This is a genomic window from Streptomyces sp. NPDC031445 (assembly GCF_055581365.1).
This window is the reverse complement of record NZ_JBVIJO010000002.1, coordinates 891382-911902: the sequence shown is the minus strand read 5'-3', so window position 1 is coordinate 911902 and position 20521 is coordinate 891382. Positions and strand designations below refer to the sequence as shown.

The following is a 20521-nucleotide window of genomic DNA, read 5'->3' as shown; positions in this document are numbered from 1 at the left end:
ACGCCCGGTTACATTCCGAACCCGGAAGCTAAGCCTCACAGCGCCGATGGTACTGCAGGGGGGACCCTGTGGGAGAGTAGGACGCCGCCGAACAATTTTTGGGAAAACCCCCGCACCTTCGGTGCGGGGGTTTTCTGCGTTTCAGGCCCCTGAGACATCCCCGAAGGGACGCCGGCGGTTCGGAGCCTGTCAGAGCCGACCCGCCGCTTTGAGAGCCAGGTACGCGTCCGCCAGCGCCGGCGCCAGTTCCTCCGGCGTCGCGTCCACCACCGTCACCCCATGGCGGCGAAGCTGCCCGGCAGTGCGCCGACGCTCGTCCTGCGCCTGAGCGGCCGCCGCCGCTTCGTACACCGCCTCCGCGTCCCCCCGGGCCTGTGCCATGCGGGCGATGTAGGGATCCGCCACAGAGGCAACCAGAACTGTGTGGCGTCGAGTGAGCTGCGGGAGCACGGGAAGCAGGCCCTCCTCCACCGGTGCCGCGTCCAGCGTCGTGAGGAGCACGACCAGGGAGCGGCGGGACGCGGTGCGGAGCGCGGTGGCGGTGAGGCCGCGAGCGTCGGTCTCCACGAGTTCCGGTTCCAGGGCCGCCATCGCATGGACCAGAGAAGGCAGCACATCGCCCGCCGCGCGGCCCTGGACCAGGGCGCGAGTCCGGCGGTCATAGGCCAGCAGTGCCACGCGGTCGCCCGCGCGTGAGGCGAGAGCGGCGAGCAACAGGGCCGCGTCCATGGAGGCGTCCAGGCGCGGTGCGTCGCCCACGCGGCCGGCCGAGGTACGGCCGGTGTCCAGGACCATCAGGATGTGCCGGTCGCGTTCGGGGCGCCAGGTACGGACGGCGACGGCGGACTGCCGGGCCGTGGCGCGCCAGTCGATCGAGCGGGTGTCGTCACCGGGAACGTACTCGCGCAGGCTGTCGAACTCCGTTCCCTCCCCGCGGGTCAGCGCGCTGGTACGGCCGTCGAGTTCACGCAATCGGGCGAGTTTCGACGGGAGGTGCTTGCGGCTGGTGAACGGGGGCAGAACCCGTACTGTCCAGGGGACCTCGTGGGCGCCCTGGCGGGAGAAGAGTCCGAGGGGGCCGTAGGAGCGGATCGTCACGCGGTCGGCCCGGTGGTCGCCGCGGCGGTTGGGGCGCAGTCGGGTCGTCACGCGCCGGCGCTCGCCCGGTGGCACGGTCAGCCCGTGCCGGGATGCGGCGATCTCGGTGTCCGGCTGCCAGCTGCTCGGTGGCCACGCGTCGCGCAGTCGTGCCCGCAGCGGGCGGCGGGAGGGGTTCGTGATCGTCAGTGTGACGTCGGCGGCGTCGCCGAGACGGGTCGAGCTGTCGCCGGAACGGGTCAGCTGGAGACGGCGTACCGGTGCGGCCAGTGCGTAGTCGCAGGCGCAGGCCAGGGCCAGGGGGCCGTTGACCGCGAGGATGCCCGTCCAGCTCGGTTCCAGGATGCCGATGGGGATGGAGCCGAGGGCCGCGAGGAGGGCGGCGCGTCCGGTGAGAGCCATCAGCGGGGGACCGGTACGTGGGCGAGGATGGCGTTGATGACCGCGTCAGCGGTCACGCCTTCCATTTCGGCCTCGGGGCGCAACTGGACCCGGTGGCGCAGAGTGGGCAGCGCGAGGGCCTTCACGTCGTCGGGGATGACGTAGTCGCGGCCGGTCAGCCAGGCCCAGGCGCGCGAGGTGGCGAGCAGGGCCGTGGCGCCGCGTGGGGAGACGCCCAGGGTGAGGGAGGGCGACTCGCGCGTGGCGCGGCAGATGTCCACGACGTAGGCGGTGATCTCGGGGGAGACGGTCGTCTTGGCGACCGCGGCACGGGCCGCCTCCAGGTCGGCGGGGCCGGCGACCGGGCGTACGCCGGCGGCGCGCAGGTCGCGTGGGTCGAACCCCGAGGCGTGCCGGGTGAGTACGTCGATCTCGTCCTGCCGGGTGGGCAGAGGGATCGTCAGTTTGAGGAGGAAACGGTCCAGTTGGGCTTCGGGCAGGGGGTAGGTGCCTTCGTACTCGACCGGGTTCTGCGTCGCGGCGACGAGGAAGGGCTCGGGGAGCGGGCGGGGGGTGCCGTCGACCGTGACCTGGCGTTCCTCCATGGCCTCCAGCAGGGACGCCTGGGTCTTGGGAGGGGTGCGGTTGATCTCGTCCGCGAGGAGGAGGTTGGTGAACACCGGGCCGGGCTGGAAGGAGAACTCGGCGGTGCGGGTGTCGTAGACGAGGGAGCCGGTCACGTCGGTCGGCATCAGGTCCGGGGTGAACTGGACGCGTTTGGTGTCGAGTTCGAGTGCCGATGCGAGGGCGCGGACGAGCAACGTTTTGGCGACCCCGGGGACTCCTTCTAGTAGTACGTGTCCGCGGCAGAGGAGGGCGACGACAAGGCCGGTCACGGCGGGGTCCTGGCCGACCACGGCTTTGGCGATCTCGGTGCGCAGGGCTTCCAGGGAGGCCCGGGCGGTGCCCGGGTCCCCGCTCCGCCCGGCGTTGTCGGTGGTCGGGTCCGTCATGAACGGCGTACCTCTCTTTCGAGGGCGTCGAGTTGGTCGGTGAGGGCGACGAGGGCCGTGTCGTCGCCGGGCGGCGGTCCGAAGAGGAGGGAGTGCAGGACCTGTCCGTCGCCGGCGAGGTGGGCGGACAGGGCGGGCAACAGGGCCTCGGGCGTGTGCGCCTGGGGGGCGGGGACGCCGACGAGGGGGGCGAGGCGAGTGCGGGCGGCGGAGCGAAGAGCGGCGGCGGCGCGGTCCCGGGCGTTGGCGTCGCGGTAGAGGCGGGCGCGGCCCTCGGTGGTCTCGGAGGCGCGGATCGCGACGGGGAGCTTCTCGGGCACGAGGGGGCCGAAGCGGCGTGCCCGCCAGAAGGCGGCGAGGACGGCCGCGATGAACAGTTGCAGGGTGGCCCAGAGCCATCCCGGGGGGAGCAGGTCGAGGAAGCTCTTCCGCTCGCCGTTCTCGGTGGCGGAGGCGTCGGACAACGAGGGGAGGTACCAGACCAGATGGGGGCGGGAACCGAGGAGTTGGAGGGCGAGCGAGGCGTTGCCCTGCTCGCCGAGGCGGTCGTTGTAGAGGATGTCGGGCGCGCCGAGTACGACGGTGTCACCGCCTCCGGAGGTCGCGGGGACGCGCAGGAGGGTGGCGAGGCGCTCGCCGGGGTAGCAGGAGTCGGCGTCGAGGCGGGTGGTGGTGTAGCGGATGCCGCCGGTGTCGGCGGGGCCCGCGCGCTGGGCTTCGGGCAGCGTGCAGTGCGGGCCGAGGGTGGAGTCGTCGCTGGTGGCGGGGTCCGCGGAGACCCCGGGGGCGAGCCGTTCGACGGACCAGCTGCCGGCCGCGACGAGGACGGTCCGTCCGCCGGAGGAGGCGGTCGCCGCGTGCAGTTCGGCCTGTTGGCGGTGGGTCAGCAGGTCGGGTACGGCGACGAGCAGGGTGGTGTCCGGCCCGGCGGAGGCGCGGGCCGCGCCGAGGGTGGTGACCACGCGGGTGGAGACGCCTCGTTCGGCGAGGAGTTGGGCGACGGCCCGGCTGCCGTAGGGGTCGGGGGAGCGCGGGTCCAGGTCGCCGTGGTGGGTGGTGGAGCGGACGGCGGCCATGGCGACGGCCGCGGCCAGGAGCAGGACGACGGCGAGTGCGATGCCTCGCGTGCGGGTCCACACCTGGCGGCCGGTGGGCGCGGTGGAGGTGGCCGTCGGGATGGCCTCGGTGGTCACTCGCCGGCCCCCTGGCGGGTGCTCCGGGCCTTCGTGGTGGTGGCGGCGGGGCTGGTGGCGAGGGTCGGCCTGCTGTGTTCCAGGTCGCGGTCGAGTTCGGCGAGGCGGTGGTACGACGGCTCGTCGGCCGTGCGTCCGCCGTATGTGACGTCGTCGAACGCACGGGCGGCGGCGCGCAGTCGGTCCGTGTGCGCGGGCAGGACGCGCCCGGCCTCGGCGGCCGCCTCGTCGGCGGTGCGGCCGGGGCGTACGTCGAGAAGGGCCCGTTCCTCCAGAGAGCGGACGAGGGCCCGCATGCGTTCCTGGACGGCCTGGTTCCAGTGGCCCTGGGCCGCGTGGGCCTCGCTGGCCGCGCGGTGCTCGGCGGCGCTGCGGGGGCGCTCGTCGAAGAGGACGGCGGCCGAGGCGGGCCGGCGCCGGGGAGTGCCCAGGCGCCACCACAGGGCGGCCAGGACGGCGACGACGAACAGGATGACGACGGTCAGGCCGACCGCGCCGCCCGGGGTCGCCGAGGCAGCCGAGCCGAGGGCCCGGTCGAGCCAGTCCCAGAACGCGTTCAGGGCGCGCTGGAGCAGGCTGGGGTCGTTCTCGTGGTACATCCCCTTGGACAGTTCGCGCCGGGCCGCCTCGCGTGCGGGATCGCGTCCGATGATCACCGGGGGCTCGTCCCCCGAGCCCCCGGTCGCGAGCACGACCCGGTCCGTCGCGCGCAGCAGCCGGTCCGCGACGGCGGTGGCGGCACCCGGTAAAGGCGCCGCCGAGAGGACTCCCCCCGTGAGGCTCACCGCATCAGCTCCCGGGGACGGCGCCGGGGACGCCGGTGCCGTAACCCTGGACGCCGGCGGCGCGGGCCAGTTCGAGGTCGAGGGCCTCCCGGCGGATGCGCTGGTCGATGTAGAGGAGCACGGTGACGCCGGCGCTGATCGGAAGGGTGAGCGTGGTGCCGATCAGGGAGCCGATGCCCCGGATGATCAGGAACGCCCAGCCGACGTGTCCGCCGCTGGTGCCGAGGATGTCGTCCATGCCGTCGCCGCTGACGGCGGCGCCGATGAGGGCGAAGGGGATGGTGACGACCGCCGAGACGATGTTGGCGATGAGCCAGGCGAGGAGCTGGATGCCGAAGACGCGCCACCAGGAGCCGCGCACCAGCTTCGCGGAGCGGCCCATGGCCTTGGTGACGCTCTGGCGTTCCAGCATCAGGGCGGGGGCGGCCAGGTAGTAGCGGATGGCCAGCCACACCGCGACGACGACGGCTCCGAGGATGCCCAGGGCGAACAGGGCGGACCCGCCGATGTCGCTGCCGCCGCTCAGCAGGACCAGGAAGCCGGGCAGTGCGCCGACGACGATCACTCCGACGGTGATCAGGCCGAGCAGGAGGAGCAGTCCGGCCAGCCTCGGGATCTGCGGGCGGGCCTCGCGCCAGGCCTCGCCGGTGCTGACCGGCCTGCCGAGCACGGCGCGGCTGGTGATGGTGGTCAGCAGGGCGGTGGCGACGATGACGGCGGCCGCGGAGATCACCGTGACGATGCCGGTCCCGATCATGGAGTCGCGCAGGGAGCGGTAGACGTCGTCGAGGGTGGCGGTCCGGCTGTCGAGCGATGTGCGGGCGAGGGCGTCGTTGACGAAGAAGCCCTGGACGAGCACCAGGCAGGTGTCCGTGACGACGGCGACGGCCAGCGCGATGCCGAGGACGGTGCGCCAGTAGGTGCGCATGGTGGAGACGGCGCCGTCGAGGATCTCGCCGACGCCGAGCGGGCGCAGCGGGATGACGCCGGGCTTGGCCGCCGGCGGGGGACCTCCCCAGCCGCCGCCCCAGGCGGGGTAGCCGCCGGGGTTGCCGTAACCGCTGTAGCCGGGGGGCGGGCCGCCGTATCCGCCGCCGGGGGCACCGTAGCCACCGTGGCCGGGGCCGCCGGGCTGCCCGCCGCCCCAGCCCGGGCCGGGCGGCGGGGCGTGGTGCGGGCTCGGGGCACCGGTGGGCGCGGACCACTGGCCGGCCGGCGGCTGCTCCTTGGACCACTTCGAGCCTGGGCCCTGCGCGTCCGGGCCCGGCTGCGGCGCGGGTTCGGTGGGGGCGGGGCGGTCCGCGGGCTCGGCGGGGCCGGACGCACCGGGTTCCCGCCCCTCGGGCGACGGGGCGGATCCGGGCGAGGCCCAGCCCGGAGTGTCAGTCATCGAAGCTCCTTCTCGGTGCCCGTCCGCGTTCGCGGCGGCAGGTTGGCAGCCATCGTGCCATGTGCTGGTCACCGGGTAACCGGCCACGGTGGGGGCCGGACGCCTTCAATTGTCCGCCGGATCCGGGGCAGACTGACGGCATGGTTGATCAGCAGGCGCGAACCGGTGGGGACAGGCGGCCGACCGAGATACCGGCGATCCGATGGGAGGAACCACCAGAAGGCCCCGTACTGGTCCTTCTTGACCAGACGAGGCTTCCGGCCGAAGAGGTCGAGTTGGTGTGCACGGACGCGGCGGCGCTGGTGGAGGCGATCCGTTCGCTCGCCGTGCGCGGGGCGCCGCTGCTCGGGATCGCGGGGGCGTACGGCGTCGCGCTCGCCGCCGCGCGGGGGTTCGACGTGGCCGAGGCGGCGCGGTCGCTCGAAGAGGCGAGGCCCACCGCGGTGAACCTGTCCGTCGGGGTGCGCCGGGCCCAGGCGGCGCACCAGGCGGCGCTGGCCCGGACCGGCGACCCGACCGCGGCCGCCGTGGCGGCGCTGGCCGCCGCGCGGGCGCTGCACCAGGAGGACGCCGAGGCCAGCGCCAGGATGGCGGCCCATGGTCTGACGCTGCTGGACGAGTTGCTGTCCGGTGGCGGGCACCGGATCCTGACCCACTGCAACACCGGGTCGCTGGTGTCGGGCGGGGAGGGCACGGCCTTCGCGGTGGCCCTCGCCGCGCACCGGGCGGGCCGGCTGCGGCGGCTGTGGGTGGACGAGACGCGTCCGCTGCTGCAAGGCGCCCGCCTGACGGCGTACGAGGCGGCCCGCAGCGGTATGGCGTACACCCTGCTCACGGACAACGCGGCGGGTTCCCTGTTCGCGGCGGGTGAGGTGGACGCGGTGCTCGTCGGGGCGGACCGGATCGCGGCCGACGGTTCGGTGGCGAACAAGGTGGGAAGCTATCCGCTCGCCGTGCTCGCCCGGTACCACCATGTGCCGTTCATCGTGGTGGCGCCGCTGACGACGGTCGACCCGGACACGCCCGACGGGGCGTCCATCGAGGTCGAGCAGCGTCCCGGCTTCGAGGTGACCGAGATGGCGGCGCCCCAGGCGGCGGGAGCGGGGGGTGGGATTCCGGTGGCACCGCTGGGGACGCAGGCGTACAACCCGGCGTTCGACGTGACGCCGCCCGAACTGGTGACGGCGATCGTCACCGAGGAGGGGGCGGTGTCGCCCGTGACGGCCGAGGCGCTCGCGGAACTGTGCGCCCGGTCAGCGGCCGGGGCCCCGCAGGCGTCGGGCTGACACCGGCGAGCGGCATCATCGTCGGCGGACAGGGGCAGACAGTGACGGCCCCGTACGACTATCGTCACCGGCCAGTGACCTGCCTCACCAGGGCGCCTGTCGCTGTTATGAGAATGGGATGATGTCGTTTATGAAGGGACGAGTCCTTGTCGTCGACGACGACACCGCACTGGCCGAGATGCTCGGCATCGTGCTGCGTGGTGAAGGTTTTGAGCCGTCTTTCGTAGCCGACGGCGACAAGGCGCTGGCCGCTTTCCGGGAGGCGAAGCCCGATCTGGTGCTGCTCGACCTGATGCTGCCCGGACGGGACGGCATCGAGGTGTGCCGGCTGATCCGGGCGGAGTCCGGTGTGCCGATCGTGATGCTCACGGCCAAGAGCGACACCGTCGACGTCGTCGTGGGCCTGGAGTCGGGCGCCGACGACTACATCGTGAAGCCGTTCAAGCCGAAGGAGCTGGTGGCCCGGATCCGGGCGCGGCTGCGCAGGTCGGAGGAGCCGGCGCCGGAGCAGCTCACCATCGGTGACCTGGTCATCGATGTCGCCGGGCACTCGGTGAAGCGGGACGGGCAGTCGATAGCACTGACCCCGCTGGAGTTCGACCTGTTGGTCGCGCTCGCGCGCAAGCCCTGGCAGGTGTTCACCCGTGAGGTGCTGCTGGAGCAGGTGTGGGGCTACCGGCACGCGGCCGACACGCGGCTCGTCAACGTGCACGTCCAGCGGCTGCGCTCCAAGGTCGAGAAGGACCCGGAACGGCCGGAGATCGTGGTGACCGTCCGTGGTGTCGGTTACAAGGCCGGACCGAGCTGACATGTCCGGGGACAGCGCCGCTTCGGCCCCCGGCGGTACTGGGGCCCGCCCGGGGCGGCCTGTCGGCCGGACGGCTGCGGGTGCGCGCTGGCGGGCGATGTTCGACGGCGGGCTGATCGAGGGCGGGGTGCAGGGCAGCCCGGTCCTGCGCCTGTTCCTGCGCTGGGTGCGCCGTCCGCTGCTGCCGGTGATGCGGCTGTGGCGGCGCAACATCCAGCTCAGGGTCGTCGCCACCACCCTGCTGATGTCGCTCGGCGTCGTCCTGCTGCTGGGCTTCGTGGTGATCGGGCAGGTGCGCAACGGCCTGCTCGACGCGAAGGTGAAGGCGTCGCAGAGCCAGGCCACGGGCGGGTTCGCGGTGGCCAAGCAGAAGGCCGACGAGGCGGCCGGCGGGACGGCAGCCGGGACCGGTGCCGGCGACGGCACGGCGACCGGGGACGGGCGGCAGTCGCAGAACGTCATCCAGTGGATGAGCGACCTCGTGGAGTCGCTGTCCAGCGGCGGCGCGGGCGCCTTCGACGTGGTGACGCTGCCGGTCGGCGACGACAGCGGCGGCGGACGCAGCCCGCGCGGCTCCGGGAACGTCAACCCGACCTCCAGCGTGCCCGCCGCCCTGCGCGAGCGGGTCAACAGCGGTATGTCGGCCGCCCAGAGCAACACGCGGATCGTCTACTACGGCGGCAAGGACTCGCAGCCGGGACTCGTCATCGGCAAGCAGGTCAACGACCCCAACGGCCGCCCGTACGAGCTGTACTACCTCTTCCCGCTCACGCAGGAGGAGAAGTCCCTCAGCCTGGTCAAGGGCACGCTCGCCACCGCCGGGCTGTTCGTCGTCGTCCTGCTCGGCGCCATCGCCTGGCTGGTGGTGCGGCAGGTCGTCACGCCGGTGCGGATGGCGGCCGGGATCGCGGAGCGGTTGTCGGCCGGTCGGCTGCAGGAGCGGATGAAGGTCACCGGCGAGGACGACATCGCGCGCCTGGGCGAGGCCTTCAACAAGATGGCGCAGAACCTCCAGGGCAAGATCCAGCAGCTGGAGGACCTGTCGCGGATGCAGCGGCGGTTCGTCTCCGACGTCTCGCACGAGCTGCGCACCCCGCTGACCACGGTCCGGATGGCCGCCGACGTCATCCACGAGGCGCGCGGGGACTTCGACCCGGTCACCGCGCGGTCGGCCGAGCTGCTCGCCGACCAGCTGGACCGGTTCGAGTCGCTGCTCGCCGACCTGCTGGAGATCAGCCGTTTCGACGCCGGGGCGGCGGCGCTGGAGGCCGAGCCGATAGACCTCAGGGAGGTCGTCCGGCGGGTCGTGAGCGGTGCCGAGCCGCTCGCCGAGCGCAAGGGCACGCACATACGGGTCCTCGGCGACCAGCAGCCCGTCGTCGCGGAGGCGGACGCCCGGCGAGTGGAGCGGGTCCTGCGCAACCTCGTCGTCAACGCCGTCGAGCACGGCGAGGGCAAGGACGTGGTCGTGAAGCTGGCAGCGGCGGGCGGAGCCGTGGCCATCGCGGTGCGGGACTACGGCGTAGGCCTCAAGCCCGGTGAGGCGACCCGGGTCTTCAGCCGCTTCTGGCGGGCCGACCCGGCACGCGCGCGTACCACCGGCGGCACCGGCCTCGGGCTGTCGATCGCCCTGGAGGACGCGCGGCTGCACGGCGGCTGGCTCCAGGCCTGGGGCGAGCCGGGCGGCGGCTCGCAGTTCCGGCTGACGCTGCCCAGGACGGCGGACGAGCCGCTGCGCGGCTCACCGATACCGCTGGAGCCCAAGGACTCCCGCCGCAACCGCGGCCTCGACGACGCCGGCCTGCCGCGGGCGGGCGAGGAGAAGCGGGCGACCGTGCCGGTGCAGCAGAACGGCGCCCAGCCCGCGCTGCCGCCGCGGGCGGAGATCGCGCCGCGGCTGACCACGTCCACCCCGGCCACCGACCCGACCGCCCTGCCCGGCAACGGCAACGGCACGCGTGTCGTGCCCCGGCCCGCCGCCGGCGCACGGCGTCCGGCCGACGGGCCCGCCGCACATCCGTCGCCCGGCGCGGGAGCGGGCGGGCGGGACGCGGCCGTGCCGGAGGACTCGACCGAGCCAGGGGAGGCATTTCGTGGCCGCTGACCGCGAGGGGGGCGCGCGGCGGCGGTCGTGGCGCGCGGTGGCGTACGCCGCCCTGGGTGCCGCACTGCTGGCCGGGTGTGCCTCGATGCCCGACAGCGGGGACCTGCGGGACGTGGAGTCCACGCCGCGGCAGGACACCGGGGTCCGGGTGTTCGCCATGCCGCCGGCCGACGGCGCGGGTCCGGGCGAGATCATGCAGGGCTTCCTGGAGGCGCTGACCAGCGACGACCCGGGGTACGACACGGCTCGCAAGTACCTGACGGCCGACGCGGCCCGCACCTGGCGGCCCGAGCAGTCGACCACCGTCCTCGCGAACGGGCCGACCATCGAGACCGACTGCCGTCCGGGCGGCCGGGAGGAGACCAACAGCGTCACCTGCGTACTGGCCGGAAGCCAGGTCGCCACGGTGGACGCGCAGCAGGCCTACCAGCCCGCCGACGGCACCTACCGCAAGAAGCTGCACCTCACGAAGGACCCGAAGAACGGGCAGTGGCGCATCGACGGGCTGCCCGACGGGGTGGTCATGGGCAAGTCGGACTTCCAGCGGAACTACACGTCCGTCGGCAAGTACTACTTCGCCTCCGACGCGTCCGTCGGGGTGGGCGGGCAGCCGGTGGCGGTAGCCGACCCGGTGTTCGTGCGCAGCAAGGTCGACCCGATGACCCAGCTGGTCCGCTCGCTGCTGAAGGGCCCCACCACCTGGCTCGGACCGGTGGTCAGGTCGAGCTTCCCGACCGGTACGGCGTTGCAGAAGGGTGTGTCCGGGCTGGCACCGGACGACCAGAACAAGGTGACCGTGCCGCTGAACCTCAAGCCGTCCAGGGTGGCGCCGGGCAAGTGCACCGAGATGGCGACGCAGATGCTGTTCACCCTGCGGAACCTGGCGCCGACGCTGGAGTCCGTCGAGCTGCGGGGGACCGGTGGCGACCGGCTGTGCGAACAGACCGCGGAGCGCGCCGAGTCCGTCGCCTGGCACGGGTCGTCCAAGCGCCCCGACTACCTGTACTTCCTCGACGGCAAGCACCGGATGGTACGGATGCAGACCGGGAGCGCCGGGACGGCGTCCGCGCCGGTGCCGGGTCCGCTGGGCGAGGCCGGCAGGGGGCTGCGGGCCGTGGCGGTGTCGCGCGACGAGCAGACCGCGGCCGGGATCGCCGACGAGGGCAGGACGCTGTACGTGACGTCGCTGGCGTCGGACGGATCGCTCGGCGCTCCGCTGGTGACCAGTGCCGGTACGACCCCCGACCACCGGCTCGCCACCCCGAGCTGGGACGCACGCGGCGACCTGTGGGTGGCCGACCGCGACCCGCACCGGCCGCGGCTGTTCGTCCTGGAACGGGGCGCCGAGAAACCGGAGCCGGTCGCCGTACCGGACCTGTCCGGCCGGATCGAGGACGTGCGGGTGGCCGCCGACGGCGCGCGGATCGCGCTGGTCGTGGAGAAGGACGGCAAGCTGTCCCTCTTCATCGGGCGGATCCAGCGCGACGACGGGACCGGGCAGGGCATCTCGGTGGACGGACTGCGGTCGGCGGCACCGGACCTGGAGCAGGTCAGCGCCATCGCCTGGGCCGGGGACAGCAGGCTGCTGGTCGTCGGGCAGGAGCAGGGGGGCGTGCAGCAGATGCGGTACGTCCAGGTCGACGGCTCCACGCTCGACGGCCCGGCACCGGGCGCGCTCACCAGCGTGAAGGCGGTCGCCGCGTCCGAGGACGAGCGGGTGCCGCTGGTGGCCTACTCGGAGGACGGGATCGTACGACTGCCGTCCGGGGCGCAGTGGCAGAAGGTCGACAAGGACGGGTCGGCGCCGGTCTATCCGGGCTGAGCGCGCGGCGGCCGGCATGCTCCGGCCGGGCTGAGCGCGGGACGGCCGGGAGCGGGACGCTCCCTTCCCGGGCCACGGGCCGAGTTGTCCACAGGGCGTTGTCCACAGGGGTGGCCGGTCCGTGGTCGCGTTGGCACAGTGGTGGTCATGCGGGGGTGGTGGCAGGACCTCACCGACCTGGTGCTGCCGGCCGACTGCGCGGGCTGCGGCGCACCTCGTACGGCGCTCTGCCCGCGGTGCCGGGCCACGCTGCACGGAGGCGCGGCGCGGCGGGTGCGGCCGGTGCCGGAGCCGGCCGGGCTGCCGGTGGTGCACGCGGTGGCTCCTTACGCGGCGCAGGTGCGCGAGCTGTTGATCGCGCACAAGGAACGGGGTGCGCTGACGCTCACGGGAGCGCTGGGCACGGCGCTGGCGGGGGCCGTGCGGGCGGGCCTGGGCGCGAAGGACGGCGCGGGTGCCGGTGCGGGCGGTGGTGCTCGCGCCGGCATGGACCGTGGTGCCCGCGTCGCGGGGCCGGCCGGGTGGCCCCGGCCCGGGCCCGTGGTGCTGGTTCCCGTGCCTTCGGCCCGGTGGGCCGTGCGGGCGCGTGGGCACGACCCGGTGCGGCGGATGGCGCTGGCGGCGGCCGGGGAGCTGCGGCGCACCGGGACGCCGGCCCGGGTGGCGGCCGTGCTGCGCCAACGGCGGCCCGTGGCCGACCAGGCGGGGCTGGACGCGCGGCGGCGCCTGGAGAACCTCGCCGGGGCGCTGGAGGTGAGTCCGGGTGGCGGCCGGCTGCTCGGGGCGGGCCGCGTCGTGCTCGTCGACGACCTGATGACGACGGGCGCCAGTCTCGCGGAGGCGGCGCGGGCCTTGCGGGAGGCGGTCGTGTCCCCCGGTTCGGGCAGGACGGCTGTGTACGCGGCCGCAACTCGGGAAGGTAGGGAGGAACGACGGATCGGCGCCCCGCGGGGGAGAAGGGAGTCGGTGCACAGTGCACCGGAAAATGCGATGCCGAACGCCCCGCGGTGGATGCTGCATGCTGCCGTGATCGCAGCTCCTCGTGATTCTTTCGAAATGAGCAGGAACTGATCGTCAACGTGCATCGTTCCAGCTAGTGACAGGGGTAATTCACCGGAATGGAGGTACGTCGCAGTAGAGGGTGACGACATCCGTCCGGGCGAGATATGTTCGGGTGTGAGGAAAGGCGCAGGCCACACCTCTCATATCCGAATGCCGTGCTGCGGGTTTTTCGCAATCACCCGCGCCGGTGGGGTGGAGATCTCGCCCATGGGGGAGGAGGAGGTGGAAGTCACCGAGTCCGAGGTCCGGTGATCACCGGATCTGGTGCGAAAGGGAGACGCTCCGCCGAGGCGGCGGGGCGATCCGGGAACGGAGTTCTGCGTGGACATCGTCGTCAAGGGCCGCAAGACCGAGGTGCCCGAGCGGTTCCGCAAGCACGTGGCCGAGAAGCTGAAGCTGGAGAAGATCCAGAGGCTCGATGCCAAGGTGATCAGCCTCGACGTCGAGGTGTCCAAGGAGCCGAACCCTCGACAGGCCGACCGCTGTGACCGAGTGGAGATCACGCTCCGCTCCCGCGGTCCGGTGATCCGGGCGGAGGCGGCGGCCAGCGATCCGTACGCGGCGCTGGACCTGGCGGCGGAGAAGCTCGACGCCCGGCTGCGCAAGCAGCACGACAAGCGGTTCTCGCGCCGTGGCGCACGCCGGATCTCGGCGGCAGAGGTCCCCGACCACGTCCCCGGCGCGGCGACACTGAACGGCAGCGGCCAGCCCGTCCACGAGGAGGAGACGGACGGAGTGCCGACCAAGAAGATCGGCTCGCTGGAGGTCAAGGGTGAAGGCCCCCTCGTCGTCCGCGAGAAGACCCACGTCGCCTCCCCCATGACGCTCGACCAGGCCCTCTACGAGATGGAACTGGTCGGCCACGACTTCTACTTGTTCGTCGACTCCGAGACGAAGGAACCCAGCGTCGTCTACCGGCGACACGCCTACGACTACGGCGTGATCCACCTCAGCACCGACCCGATGGTCGCCGAGGCGCAGACGCAGCCCCCCGCGGCGGGTGGCACGCTGGGCGGCTGATCCATCCGGCTGAAGCTGTGCGGGTGCCCCTGGAGCGCGTGTGCGCCCCCAGGGGCACCGGTGTGCGACCACTTCGCGCCGCGTACGTCACCTCGGTGCCGCCCGGGCATGAAATCATGGCCGCACCGGCCCAACCGGTGGGCCGCTGCCTTGGGTTGGCGATGGCACAGGACCACAGGCCACAGCCTTCAGGGGGAGGAACGATGGCGGACACCTTCGGACCGATGCGGGACGGGGACGCCGGCGACGATGTCATCGGCGGCAACCAGGACGCGGGCTCCTCGCGCGAGCCGATCAGAGTCCTGGTCGTGGACGACCACGCCCTCTTCCGGCGCGGCCTGGAGATCGTGCTCGCGGCCGAGGAGGACATCCAGGTCGTCGGCGAGGCCGGCGACGGGGCCGAGGCCGTCGACAAGGCCGCCGACCTGCTGCCCGACATCGTGCTGATGGACGTCCGCATGCCCAAGCGCGGCGGGATCGAGGCCTGCACCTCCATCAAGGAGGTCGCCCCCAGCGCGAAGATCATCATGCTGACGATCAGCGACGAGGAGGCCGACCTCTACGACGCGATCAAGGCGGGCGCGACCGGATACCTCCTCAAGGAGATCTCGACCGACGAGGTGGCCACCGCCATTCGCGCGGTGGCCGACGGACAGTCGCAGATCAGCCCGTCGATGGCGTCGAAACTGCTCACCGAGTTCAAGTCGATGATCCAGCGCACCGACGAGCGCCGGCTGGTGCCCGCGCCCCGGCTGACCGACCGTGAGCTGGAGGTCCTCAAACTCGTCGCCACGGGCATGAACAACCGGGACATCGCCAAGGAACTGTTCATCTCCGAGAACACCGTGAAGAACCACGTCCGCAACATCCTGGAGAAGCTGCAACTGCACTCCAGGATGGAGGCCGTGGTCTACGCGATGCGGGAGAAGATCCTGGAGATCCGCTAGCTCCCGGCCAGGCAGCCCGGTGAGCTATGCCGGCAGCCCGGCTGGCTATCCGAGCAGCCCGGCGAGTTCCCTGGTCAGGGGTTCGCGTAGCCCGGGTGCGTCCACGCGCTCCACGCGGACGTCGGTGCAGTTCACCCACGCCGCCGCCTCGAAGAGGGCCTGGGCGACCGCCGGGACCGCCTTCGGACCGTCCAGGGTGACCTGCTTGGCCACCAGGGTGCGGCCCTCCCGCGCCGGGTCGACACGCCCGACCAGCCGGCCGCCCGCGAGCACCGGCATCGCGAAGTAGCCGTGGATGCGCTTGGGCCTGGGGACGTACGCCTCCAGCCGGTGGGTGAAGCCGAAGATCCGCTCCGTGCGCGCCCGCTCCCAGATCAGCGAGTCGAACGGCGACAGCAGCGTGGTGCGGTGCCGGCCGCGCGGCGGCGTCGCCAGGGCCGCCGGGTCCGCCCAGGCCGGCTTGGACCAGCCCTCGACCTCGACCGGCACCAGGCCGGAGTCCGCGATGACCGCGTCGACCTGCTCGCCCTTGAGACGGTGGTAGTCGGCGATGTCCGCACGGGTGCCGACCCCGAGCGACTCGCCGGCCAGCCGGACCAGCCGGCGCAGGCACTCGGAATCGTCCAGCTCGTCGTGGAGCAGCTCGGCGGGGACCGCGCGCTCGGCGAGGTCGTACACCCGCTTCCAGCCGCGCCGTTCCACGCACACCACCTCGCCGTACATCAGCGCGCGCTCCACGGCGACCTTGGTGCCCGACCAGTCCCACCAGTCGTTCGTCTTCTTCGCGCCGCCCAGTTCGGTGGCGGTCAGCGGGCCCTCCGCGCGGAGCTGCTTGATGACCTGGTCGTAGGCGCCCTCGGGGAGTTCGTGGTACCAGTGCGGCCGGTTGCGGTAGGCGCGGCGGCGGAAGGCGAAGTGCGGCCACTCCTCGATGGGGAGGATGCAGGCCGCGTGCGACCAGTACTCGAAGGCGTGGGTGTCCGTCCAGTACGCGGCCTCCACGGCCTTGCGGCCGACCGCGCCCAGCCGGGCGTAGGGCACGAGTTCATGGGAGCGGGCGAGCACCGAGATGGTGTCGAGCTGGACCGCGCCGAGGTGGCGCAGCACCCCGCGGACGCCCGCGCGCCGGTCGGGCGCGCCGAGCAGGCCCTGGGCCCGCAGGGCGATCCGGCGGGCGTCGTCCGCGGTGAGAGTGGTGGTCGGGCGCGGAAGGGTCGTCATGCGTCGGACGATAGAGGGTGCCACTGACAGCCCGCGACGGGCCGGCCGTTCCCCGGGAACGGCCGGGGCTCAGGAACGCGCGGGCAGGTACGGGGCGGTGGAGGGCAGGCCCAGGTCGGAGGGGAGCAGGGAGCCGACCCAGCAGTCGCGGCGCACGCCCTTGTTGTTGAGGCCGGAGCGCAGGGTGCCCTCCAGGGTGAAGCCCGCGCGTTCGGCGACCGCGCGGGAGGCGTGGTTGCCGACCTCGGCCCGCCATTCGACGCGGTCGACGCCGACCTCGGTGAAGATCCACCGGCAGGCGGTGAGCGTCGCCTCCACGACGTAGCCGTTGCCGCGGTGCTCCTTCGCCGCCCAGAAGCCGACCTCGGCCGTGCCCGGTGAGCGCATCATCAGGGCCAGCATGGCGGCCAGCTCCCCGCCCGCGAGGAAGACGCCGAAGGTGAACGTGGAGCCCTGCGACCAGCCGTCCGGGACGGTCTGCTCCGTGAAGCCGACCGCGTGCTCCGGGAGGTACGGCGAGGGGACCAGTGTCCAGCGCTGGATGTCGGGGTCCTGCGCCGCCGCGTACACGGCGTCGGTGTCGGCGGGGCCGACCGGGCGCAGCAGCAGGCGGTCCGTGGTGAGCGTGACGGGTTCCATCGCCCGATTCTGCTCGGGACGCCCCGCCCCGGCCACGGATTTTCGCGATGTGTGAGCGGGCGGTCACGTTTCGCGTAATTCCTCGCGCCGATGCGGCACCATCGCGGCGTCCCGTCCGTTGTCCCGGGTGAAGCAGCCGTCGAGCCGCCAGGCCTCCCGGCGCGGCCGGGTCCTCGCATACGATGGCCGTTGCTCAGTACGTCAGAAGGAAAACCGACCGTCCCAGGCCCGACCGGCAAGGAGACCAGCCCCCGTGTCCGTCCTCTCGAAGATCATGCGTGCAGGCGAAGGCAAGATCCTGCGCAGGCTGCACCGCATCGCGGACCAGGTCAACTCCATCGAAGAGGACTTCGTCGACCTCTCCGACGCCGAGCTGCGGGCCCTCACCGCGGAGTACCAGCAGCGCTACGCCGACGGTGAGAGCCTGGACGACCTGCTCCCCGAGGCGTTCGCCACGGTGCGCGAGGCCGCCAAGCGTGTCCTCGGCCAGCGCCACTACGACGTGCAGATGATGGGCGGTGCCGCGCTCCACCTCGGCTACGTGGCCGAGATGAAGACCGGTGAGGGCAAGACCCTCGTCGGCACGCTGCCCGCGTATCTGAACGCCCTGTCCGGGGACGGCGTCCACCTCATCACGGTCAACGACTACCTGGCCGAGCGCGACTCGGAGATGATGGGCCGCGTCCACAAGTTCCTGGGCCTGAGCGTCGGCTGCATCCTCGCCAACATGACGCCGGCCCAGCGCCGCGAGCAGTACGCGTGCGACATCACCTACGGCACGAACAACGAGTTCGGCTTCGACTACCTGCGCGACAACATGGCGTGGTCGAAGGACGAGCTGGTGCAGCGCGGCCACAACTTCGCCATCGTCGACGAGGTCGACTCCATCCTCATCGACGAGGCCCGTACGCCGCTGATCATCTCCGGCCCGGCCGACCAGGCCACCAAGTGGTACGGCGACTTCGCGAAGCTGGTCACGCGCCTCAAGCGCGGCGAGGCCGGCAACCCGCTCAAGGGCGTCGAGGAGACCGGCGACTACGACGTCGACGAGAAGAAGCGCACGGTCGCCATCCACGAGCCCGGTGTCAGCAAGGTCGAGGACTGGCTGGGCATCGACAACCTGTACGAGTCGGTGAACACCCCGCTCGTGGGCTACCTGAACAACGCCATCAAGGCCAAGGAACTCTTCAAGAAGGACAAGGACTACGTCGTCATCGACGGCGAAGTCATGATCGTCGACGAGCACACCGGCCGTATCCTCGCCGGCCGCCGCTACAACGAGGGCATGCACCAGGCGATCGAGGCGAAGGAAGGGGTGGACATCAAGGACGAGAACCAGACGCTCGCCACGATCACCCTGCAGAACTTCTTCCGCCTCTACAAGAAGCTCTCCGGCATGACCGGTACGGCGATGACCGAGGCCGCCGAGTTCCACCAGATCTACAAGCTCGGCGTGGTCCCGATCCCGACGAACAAGCCGATGATCCGCAAGGACCAGTCGGACCTGATCTACCGCACCGAGGTGGCCAAGTTCGAGGCGGTCGTCGACGACATCGCCGAGAAGCACGAGAAGGGCCAGCCGATCCTCGTCGGCACCACCTCCGTCGAGAAGTCGGAGTACCTCTCGCAGCAGCTCAGCAAGCGCGGCATCCAGCACGAGGTGCTGAACGCCAAGCACCATGAGCGCGAGGCGCAGATCGTCGCCCAGGCCGGCCGCAAGGGCGCCGTGACGGTGGCGACCAACATGGCAGGCCGTGGTACGGACATCAAGCTCGGCGGCAACCCCGAGGACCTCGCCGAGGCGGAGCTGCGCCAGCGCGGCCTCGACCCCGAGGAGCACATCGAGGAGTGGGCCGCCGCCCTGCCCGCCGCCCTGGAGAAGGCCGAGCAGGCCGTCAAGGCGGAGAAGGACGAGGTCGAGGAGCTGGGCGGCCTCTACGTCCTCGGCACCGAGCGGCACGAGTCGCGGCGCATCGACAACCAGCTGCGCGGCCGTTCCGGCCGTCAGGGCGACCCGGGCGAGTCCCGCTTCTACCTGTCGCTGGGCGACGACCTGATGCGCCTGTTCAAGGCCCAGATGGTCGAGCGCGTGATGTCCATGGCCAACGTGCCGGACGACGTGCCGATCGAGAACAAGATGGTCACGCGCGCCATCGCGTCCGCGCAGGCCCAGGTCGAGACGCAGAACTTCGAGACCCGTAAGAACGTCCTGAAGTACGACGAGGTCCTCAACCGGCAGCGCGAGGTCATCTACGGCGAGCGCCGGCGCGTCCTGGAGGGCGAGGACCTGCACGAGCAGATCCGGCACTTCATGGACGACACCATCGAGGCGTACGTCGGTGCCGAGACCTCCGAGGGCTTCCCCGAGGACTGGGACCTGGACCGCCTGTGGGGCGCGTTCCGGCAGCTGTACCCGGTGAAGGTCACCATCGAGGAACTGGAGGAGGCGGCCGGCGACCGGGCCGGTCTCACCGCCGAGTTCATCGAGGAGTCCATCAAGGAGGACATCCACCAGCAGTACGAGGCCCGCGAGGCGCAGCTCGGCTCCGAGATCATGCGTGAGCTGGAGCGCCGGGTCGTGCTGTCGGTCCTGGACCGCAAGTGGCGCGAGCACCTCTACGAGATGGACTACCTCCAGGAGGGCATCGGCCTGCGCGCGATGGCGCAGAAGGACCCGCTGGTCGAGTACCAGCGCGAGGGCTTCGACATGTTCACCGCGATGATGGACGGCATCAAGGAGGAGTCCGTCGGCTACCTGTTCAACCTGGAGGTCCAGGTCGAGCAGCAGGTCGAGGAGGTCCCGCTCGAGGAGGCCCAGCCGGTGGGCGAGGGCGTCCAGGACACGGTGCCGGCGCAGGCGGGCGCGCGTCCCGAGATCCGTGCGAAGGGGCTGGACGTTCCGCAGCGGCGGGACCTGCACTTCTCCGCGCCGACGGTGGACGGTGAGGGCGGCATCGTCGAGCGTGACCTGGAGGAGGACGAGCCGGTGCGGTCCGAGTCGGACGGGCTCACGCGGGCCGAGCGGCGCCGCCAGGCCAAGGGCGGGCGGCGCCGCAAGAAGTAACGGTCGCCTGCGGCGCCTCAGCGGTCGAGCGGGGCCGGGTTCCCCTTCCGGGGCCCGGCCCCGCCGCGTTGCCCGCGGGGCGGTGCCCTGGGCTGCGGCGGCCGCGCGGGCAGCGGCCACGGTGGTTCCCGTGCCCCCGGCCCCCGGCCCTACGGCGTGCCGCCGGCTCACGGCGTGCCCGTTTCCACCGCTGTGCAGCGCCAGCGGAGGTCCTTGCCCAGTTCCAGGCGGAAGGCCATGGCGCGCAGCCGGCCACCGGCGGCGATGCGGGCGAAGACCTCCAGGGCGCCCTGGCTGGGGACGTAGTAGCCGATGTCCTGGACGACCGGGCGGGGGCCGAGGGTGCGCAGAGGGCCGTGTTCGGCCAGGCGGGCCAGGTCGTCGTAGGCGCGGCCCGCGGTGTGCCGCAGCATCCAGTGGACGGGCCGCTGACCGCTCAGGACGGCCAGCAGACGCTCGGCGAAGAGGTCGGTGGGCCGGGGCTGCCGTACGGCGGCCCCGGGCCGTGTGCGGGCCGCCTCCGGCCGTGCGGCCGTGGGGCCGCCGGGCGTGCGGGGCGGGGCGCCGCCGGGGCGGCGGGAGTCGCGGCGGGTCGGCGGCCGGTGCCGCAGGCGGGGCTGGGCGGTACAGCTCATGACCTTGTTCATGGGGCGTCCCCGTTCGGCGGGCCCGGTGGATACCGGGCGGT

Annotated in this window: 16 protein-coding genes and 1 rRNA gene; 9 read left to right on the top strand and 8 right to left on the bottom strand. The window is 72.4% G+C overall.

The annotated features are described in order from the left end of the window. Positions 1-93: ribosomal RNA gene (gene rrf / locus ACZ5DC_RS10265) — 5S ribosomal RNA — on the top strand; the annotation flags it as partial. A gap of 96 nt (positions 94-189) precedes the next feature. Here the strand turns inward: rrf and ACZ5DC_RS10260 are convergent. The 5 genes from ACZ5DC_RS10260 to ACZ5DC_RS10240 are packed head-to-tail and all read right to left on the bottom strand — an operon-like array spanning position 190 to position 5860. After that, complete coding sequence (locus ACZ5DC_RS10260) at positions 190-1500, bottom strand: DUF58 domain-containing protein (protein WP_468651247.1); 1311 nt, start codon at positions 1498-1500, stop codon at positions 190-192. Continuing rightward, entirely contained in the window at positions 1500-2492 is a 993-nt protein-coding gene (locus ACZ5DC_RS10255; protein WP_468651245.1) for an AAA family ATPase, read from the bottom strand. Before ACZ5DC_RS10255 ends, ACZ5DC_RS10260 begins: the two co-directional genes overlap by 1 nt. Beyond that, positions 2489-3685, bottom strand: coding sequence for a DUF4350 domain-containing protein (locus ACZ5DC_RS10250; RefSeq protein ID WP_468651243.1), 1197 nt, complete (start codon positions 3683-3685; stop codon positions 2489-2491). Before ACZ5DC_RS10250 ends, ACZ5DC_RS10255 begins: the two co-directional genes overlap by 4 nt. Continuing rightward, a complete protein-coding gene (locus ACZ5DC_RS10245; RefSeq protein WP_468651241.1) occupies positions 3682-4470 on the bottom strand; it encodes a DUF4129 domain-containing protein in 789 nt (262 codons plus the stop codon). Before ACZ5DC_RS10245 ends, ACZ5DC_RS10250 begins: the two co-directional genes overlap by 4 nt. A 4-nt stretch (positions 4471-4474) precedes the next feature. Further along, complete coding sequence (locus tag ACZ5DC_RS10240) at positions 4475-5860, bottom strand: glycerophosphoryl diester phosphodiesterase membrane domain-containing protein (protein ID WP_468651239.1); 1386 nt, start codon at positions 5858-5860, stop codon at positions 4475-4477. A gap of 140 nt (positions 5861-6000) precedes the next feature. On the opposite strand from ACZ5DC_RS10240, the gene mtnA reads away from it, so the two are divergent. The 7 genes from mtnA to ACZ5DC_RS10205 all read left to right on the top strand — a co-directional run bounded on the left by mtnA (position 6001) and on the right by ACZ5DC_RS10205 (position 14909). After that, a complete protein-coding gene (gene mtnA / locus ACZ5DC_RS10235) occupies positions 6001-7146 on the top strand; it encodes an S-methyl-5-thioribose-1-phosphate isomerase (protein ID WP_468651237.1) in 1146 nt (381 codons plus the stop codon). 118 nt (positions 7147-7264) lie between these two features. Further along, the gene (mtrA, locus tag ACZ5DC_RS10230; protein ID WP_005316841.1) at positions 7265-7954 is read left to right on the top strand and encodes a two-component system response regulator MtrA; all 690 of its coding nucleotides are present in this window, start codon (positions 7265-7267) and stop codon (positions 7952-7954) included. Between the two features lies 1 nt (position 7955). Beyond that, entirely contained in the window at positions 7956-10058 is a 2103-nt protein-coding gene (gene mtrB, locus ACZ5DC_RS10225) for an MtrAB system histidine kinase MtrB (protein WP_468651235.1), read from the top strand. After that, a complete protein-coding gene (locus ACZ5DC_RS10220) occupies positions 10048-11880 on the top strand; it encodes an LpqB family beta-propeller domain-containing protein (RefSeq protein ID WP_468651233.1) in 1833 nt (610 codons plus the stop codon). Before mtrB ends, ACZ5DC_RS10220 begins: the two co-directional genes overlap by 11 nt. A gap of 147 nt (positions 11881-12027) precedes the next feature. Beyond that, positions 12028-12951 carry a ComF family protein gene (locus ACZ5DC_RS10215; RefSeq protein WP_468651231.1) on the top strand — a complete coding sequence of 308 codons (924 nt, stop codon included), beginning with the start codon at positions 12028-12030 and terminating at the stop codon, positions 12949-12951. A 312-nt stretch (positions 12952-13263) separates the two neighbouring features. Next, positions 13264-13962 (top strand): ribosome hibernation-promoting factor, HPF/YfiA family, encoded by a 699-nt coding sequence (hpf, locus tag ACZ5DC_RS10210; RefSeq protein ID WP_468651229.1) that lies wholly within the window; start codon positions 13264-13266, stop codon positions 13960-13962. Positions 13963-14165: 203 nt separating this feature from the next. After that, entirely contained in the window at positions 14166-14909 is a 744-nt protein-coding gene (locus tag ACZ5DC_RS10205) for a response regulator transcription factor (protein WP_366754424.1), read from the top strand. 45 nt (positions 14910-14954) lie between these two features. On the opposite strand, the gene ACZ5DC_RS10200 is transcribed toward ACZ5DC_RS10205, so the two are convergent. Beyond that, entirely contained in the window at positions 14955-16130 is a 1176-nt protein-coding gene (locus tag ACZ5DC_RS10200) for a winged helix-turn-helix domain-containing protein (protein WP_468651227.1), read from the bottom strand. A 69-nt stretch (positions 16131-16199) separates the two neighbouring features. Beyond that, positions 16200-16769: a GNAT family N-acetyltransferase gene (locus tag ACZ5DC_RS10195; protein ID WP_366754426.1), complete on the bottom strand. Its 570-nt coding sequence runs from the start codon at positions 16767-16769 to the stop codon at positions 16200-16202. A gap of 253 nt (positions 16770-17022) precedes the next feature. Here ACZ5DC_RS10195 and secA point away from each other — a divergent pair, with 253 nt between their 5' ends. After that, the gene (gene secA, locus ACZ5DC_RS10190) at positions 17023-19833 is read left to right on the top strand and encodes a preprotein translocase subunit SecA (protein ID WP_468651224.1); all 2811 of its coding nucleotides are present in this window, start codon (positions 17023-17025) and stop codon (positions 19831-19833) included. Between the two features lie 167 nt (positions 19834-20000). On the opposite strand, the gene ACZ5DC_RS10185 is transcribed toward secA, so the two are convergent. After that, on the bottom strand, positions 20001-20480 hold the full coding sequence (locus tag ACZ5DC_RS10185) for an Rv3235 family protein (RefSeq protein WP_468651220.1): 480 nt from the start codon (positions 20478-20480) through the stop codon (positions 20001-20003). Between the last annotated feature and the right edge of the window lie 41 nt (positions 20481-20521).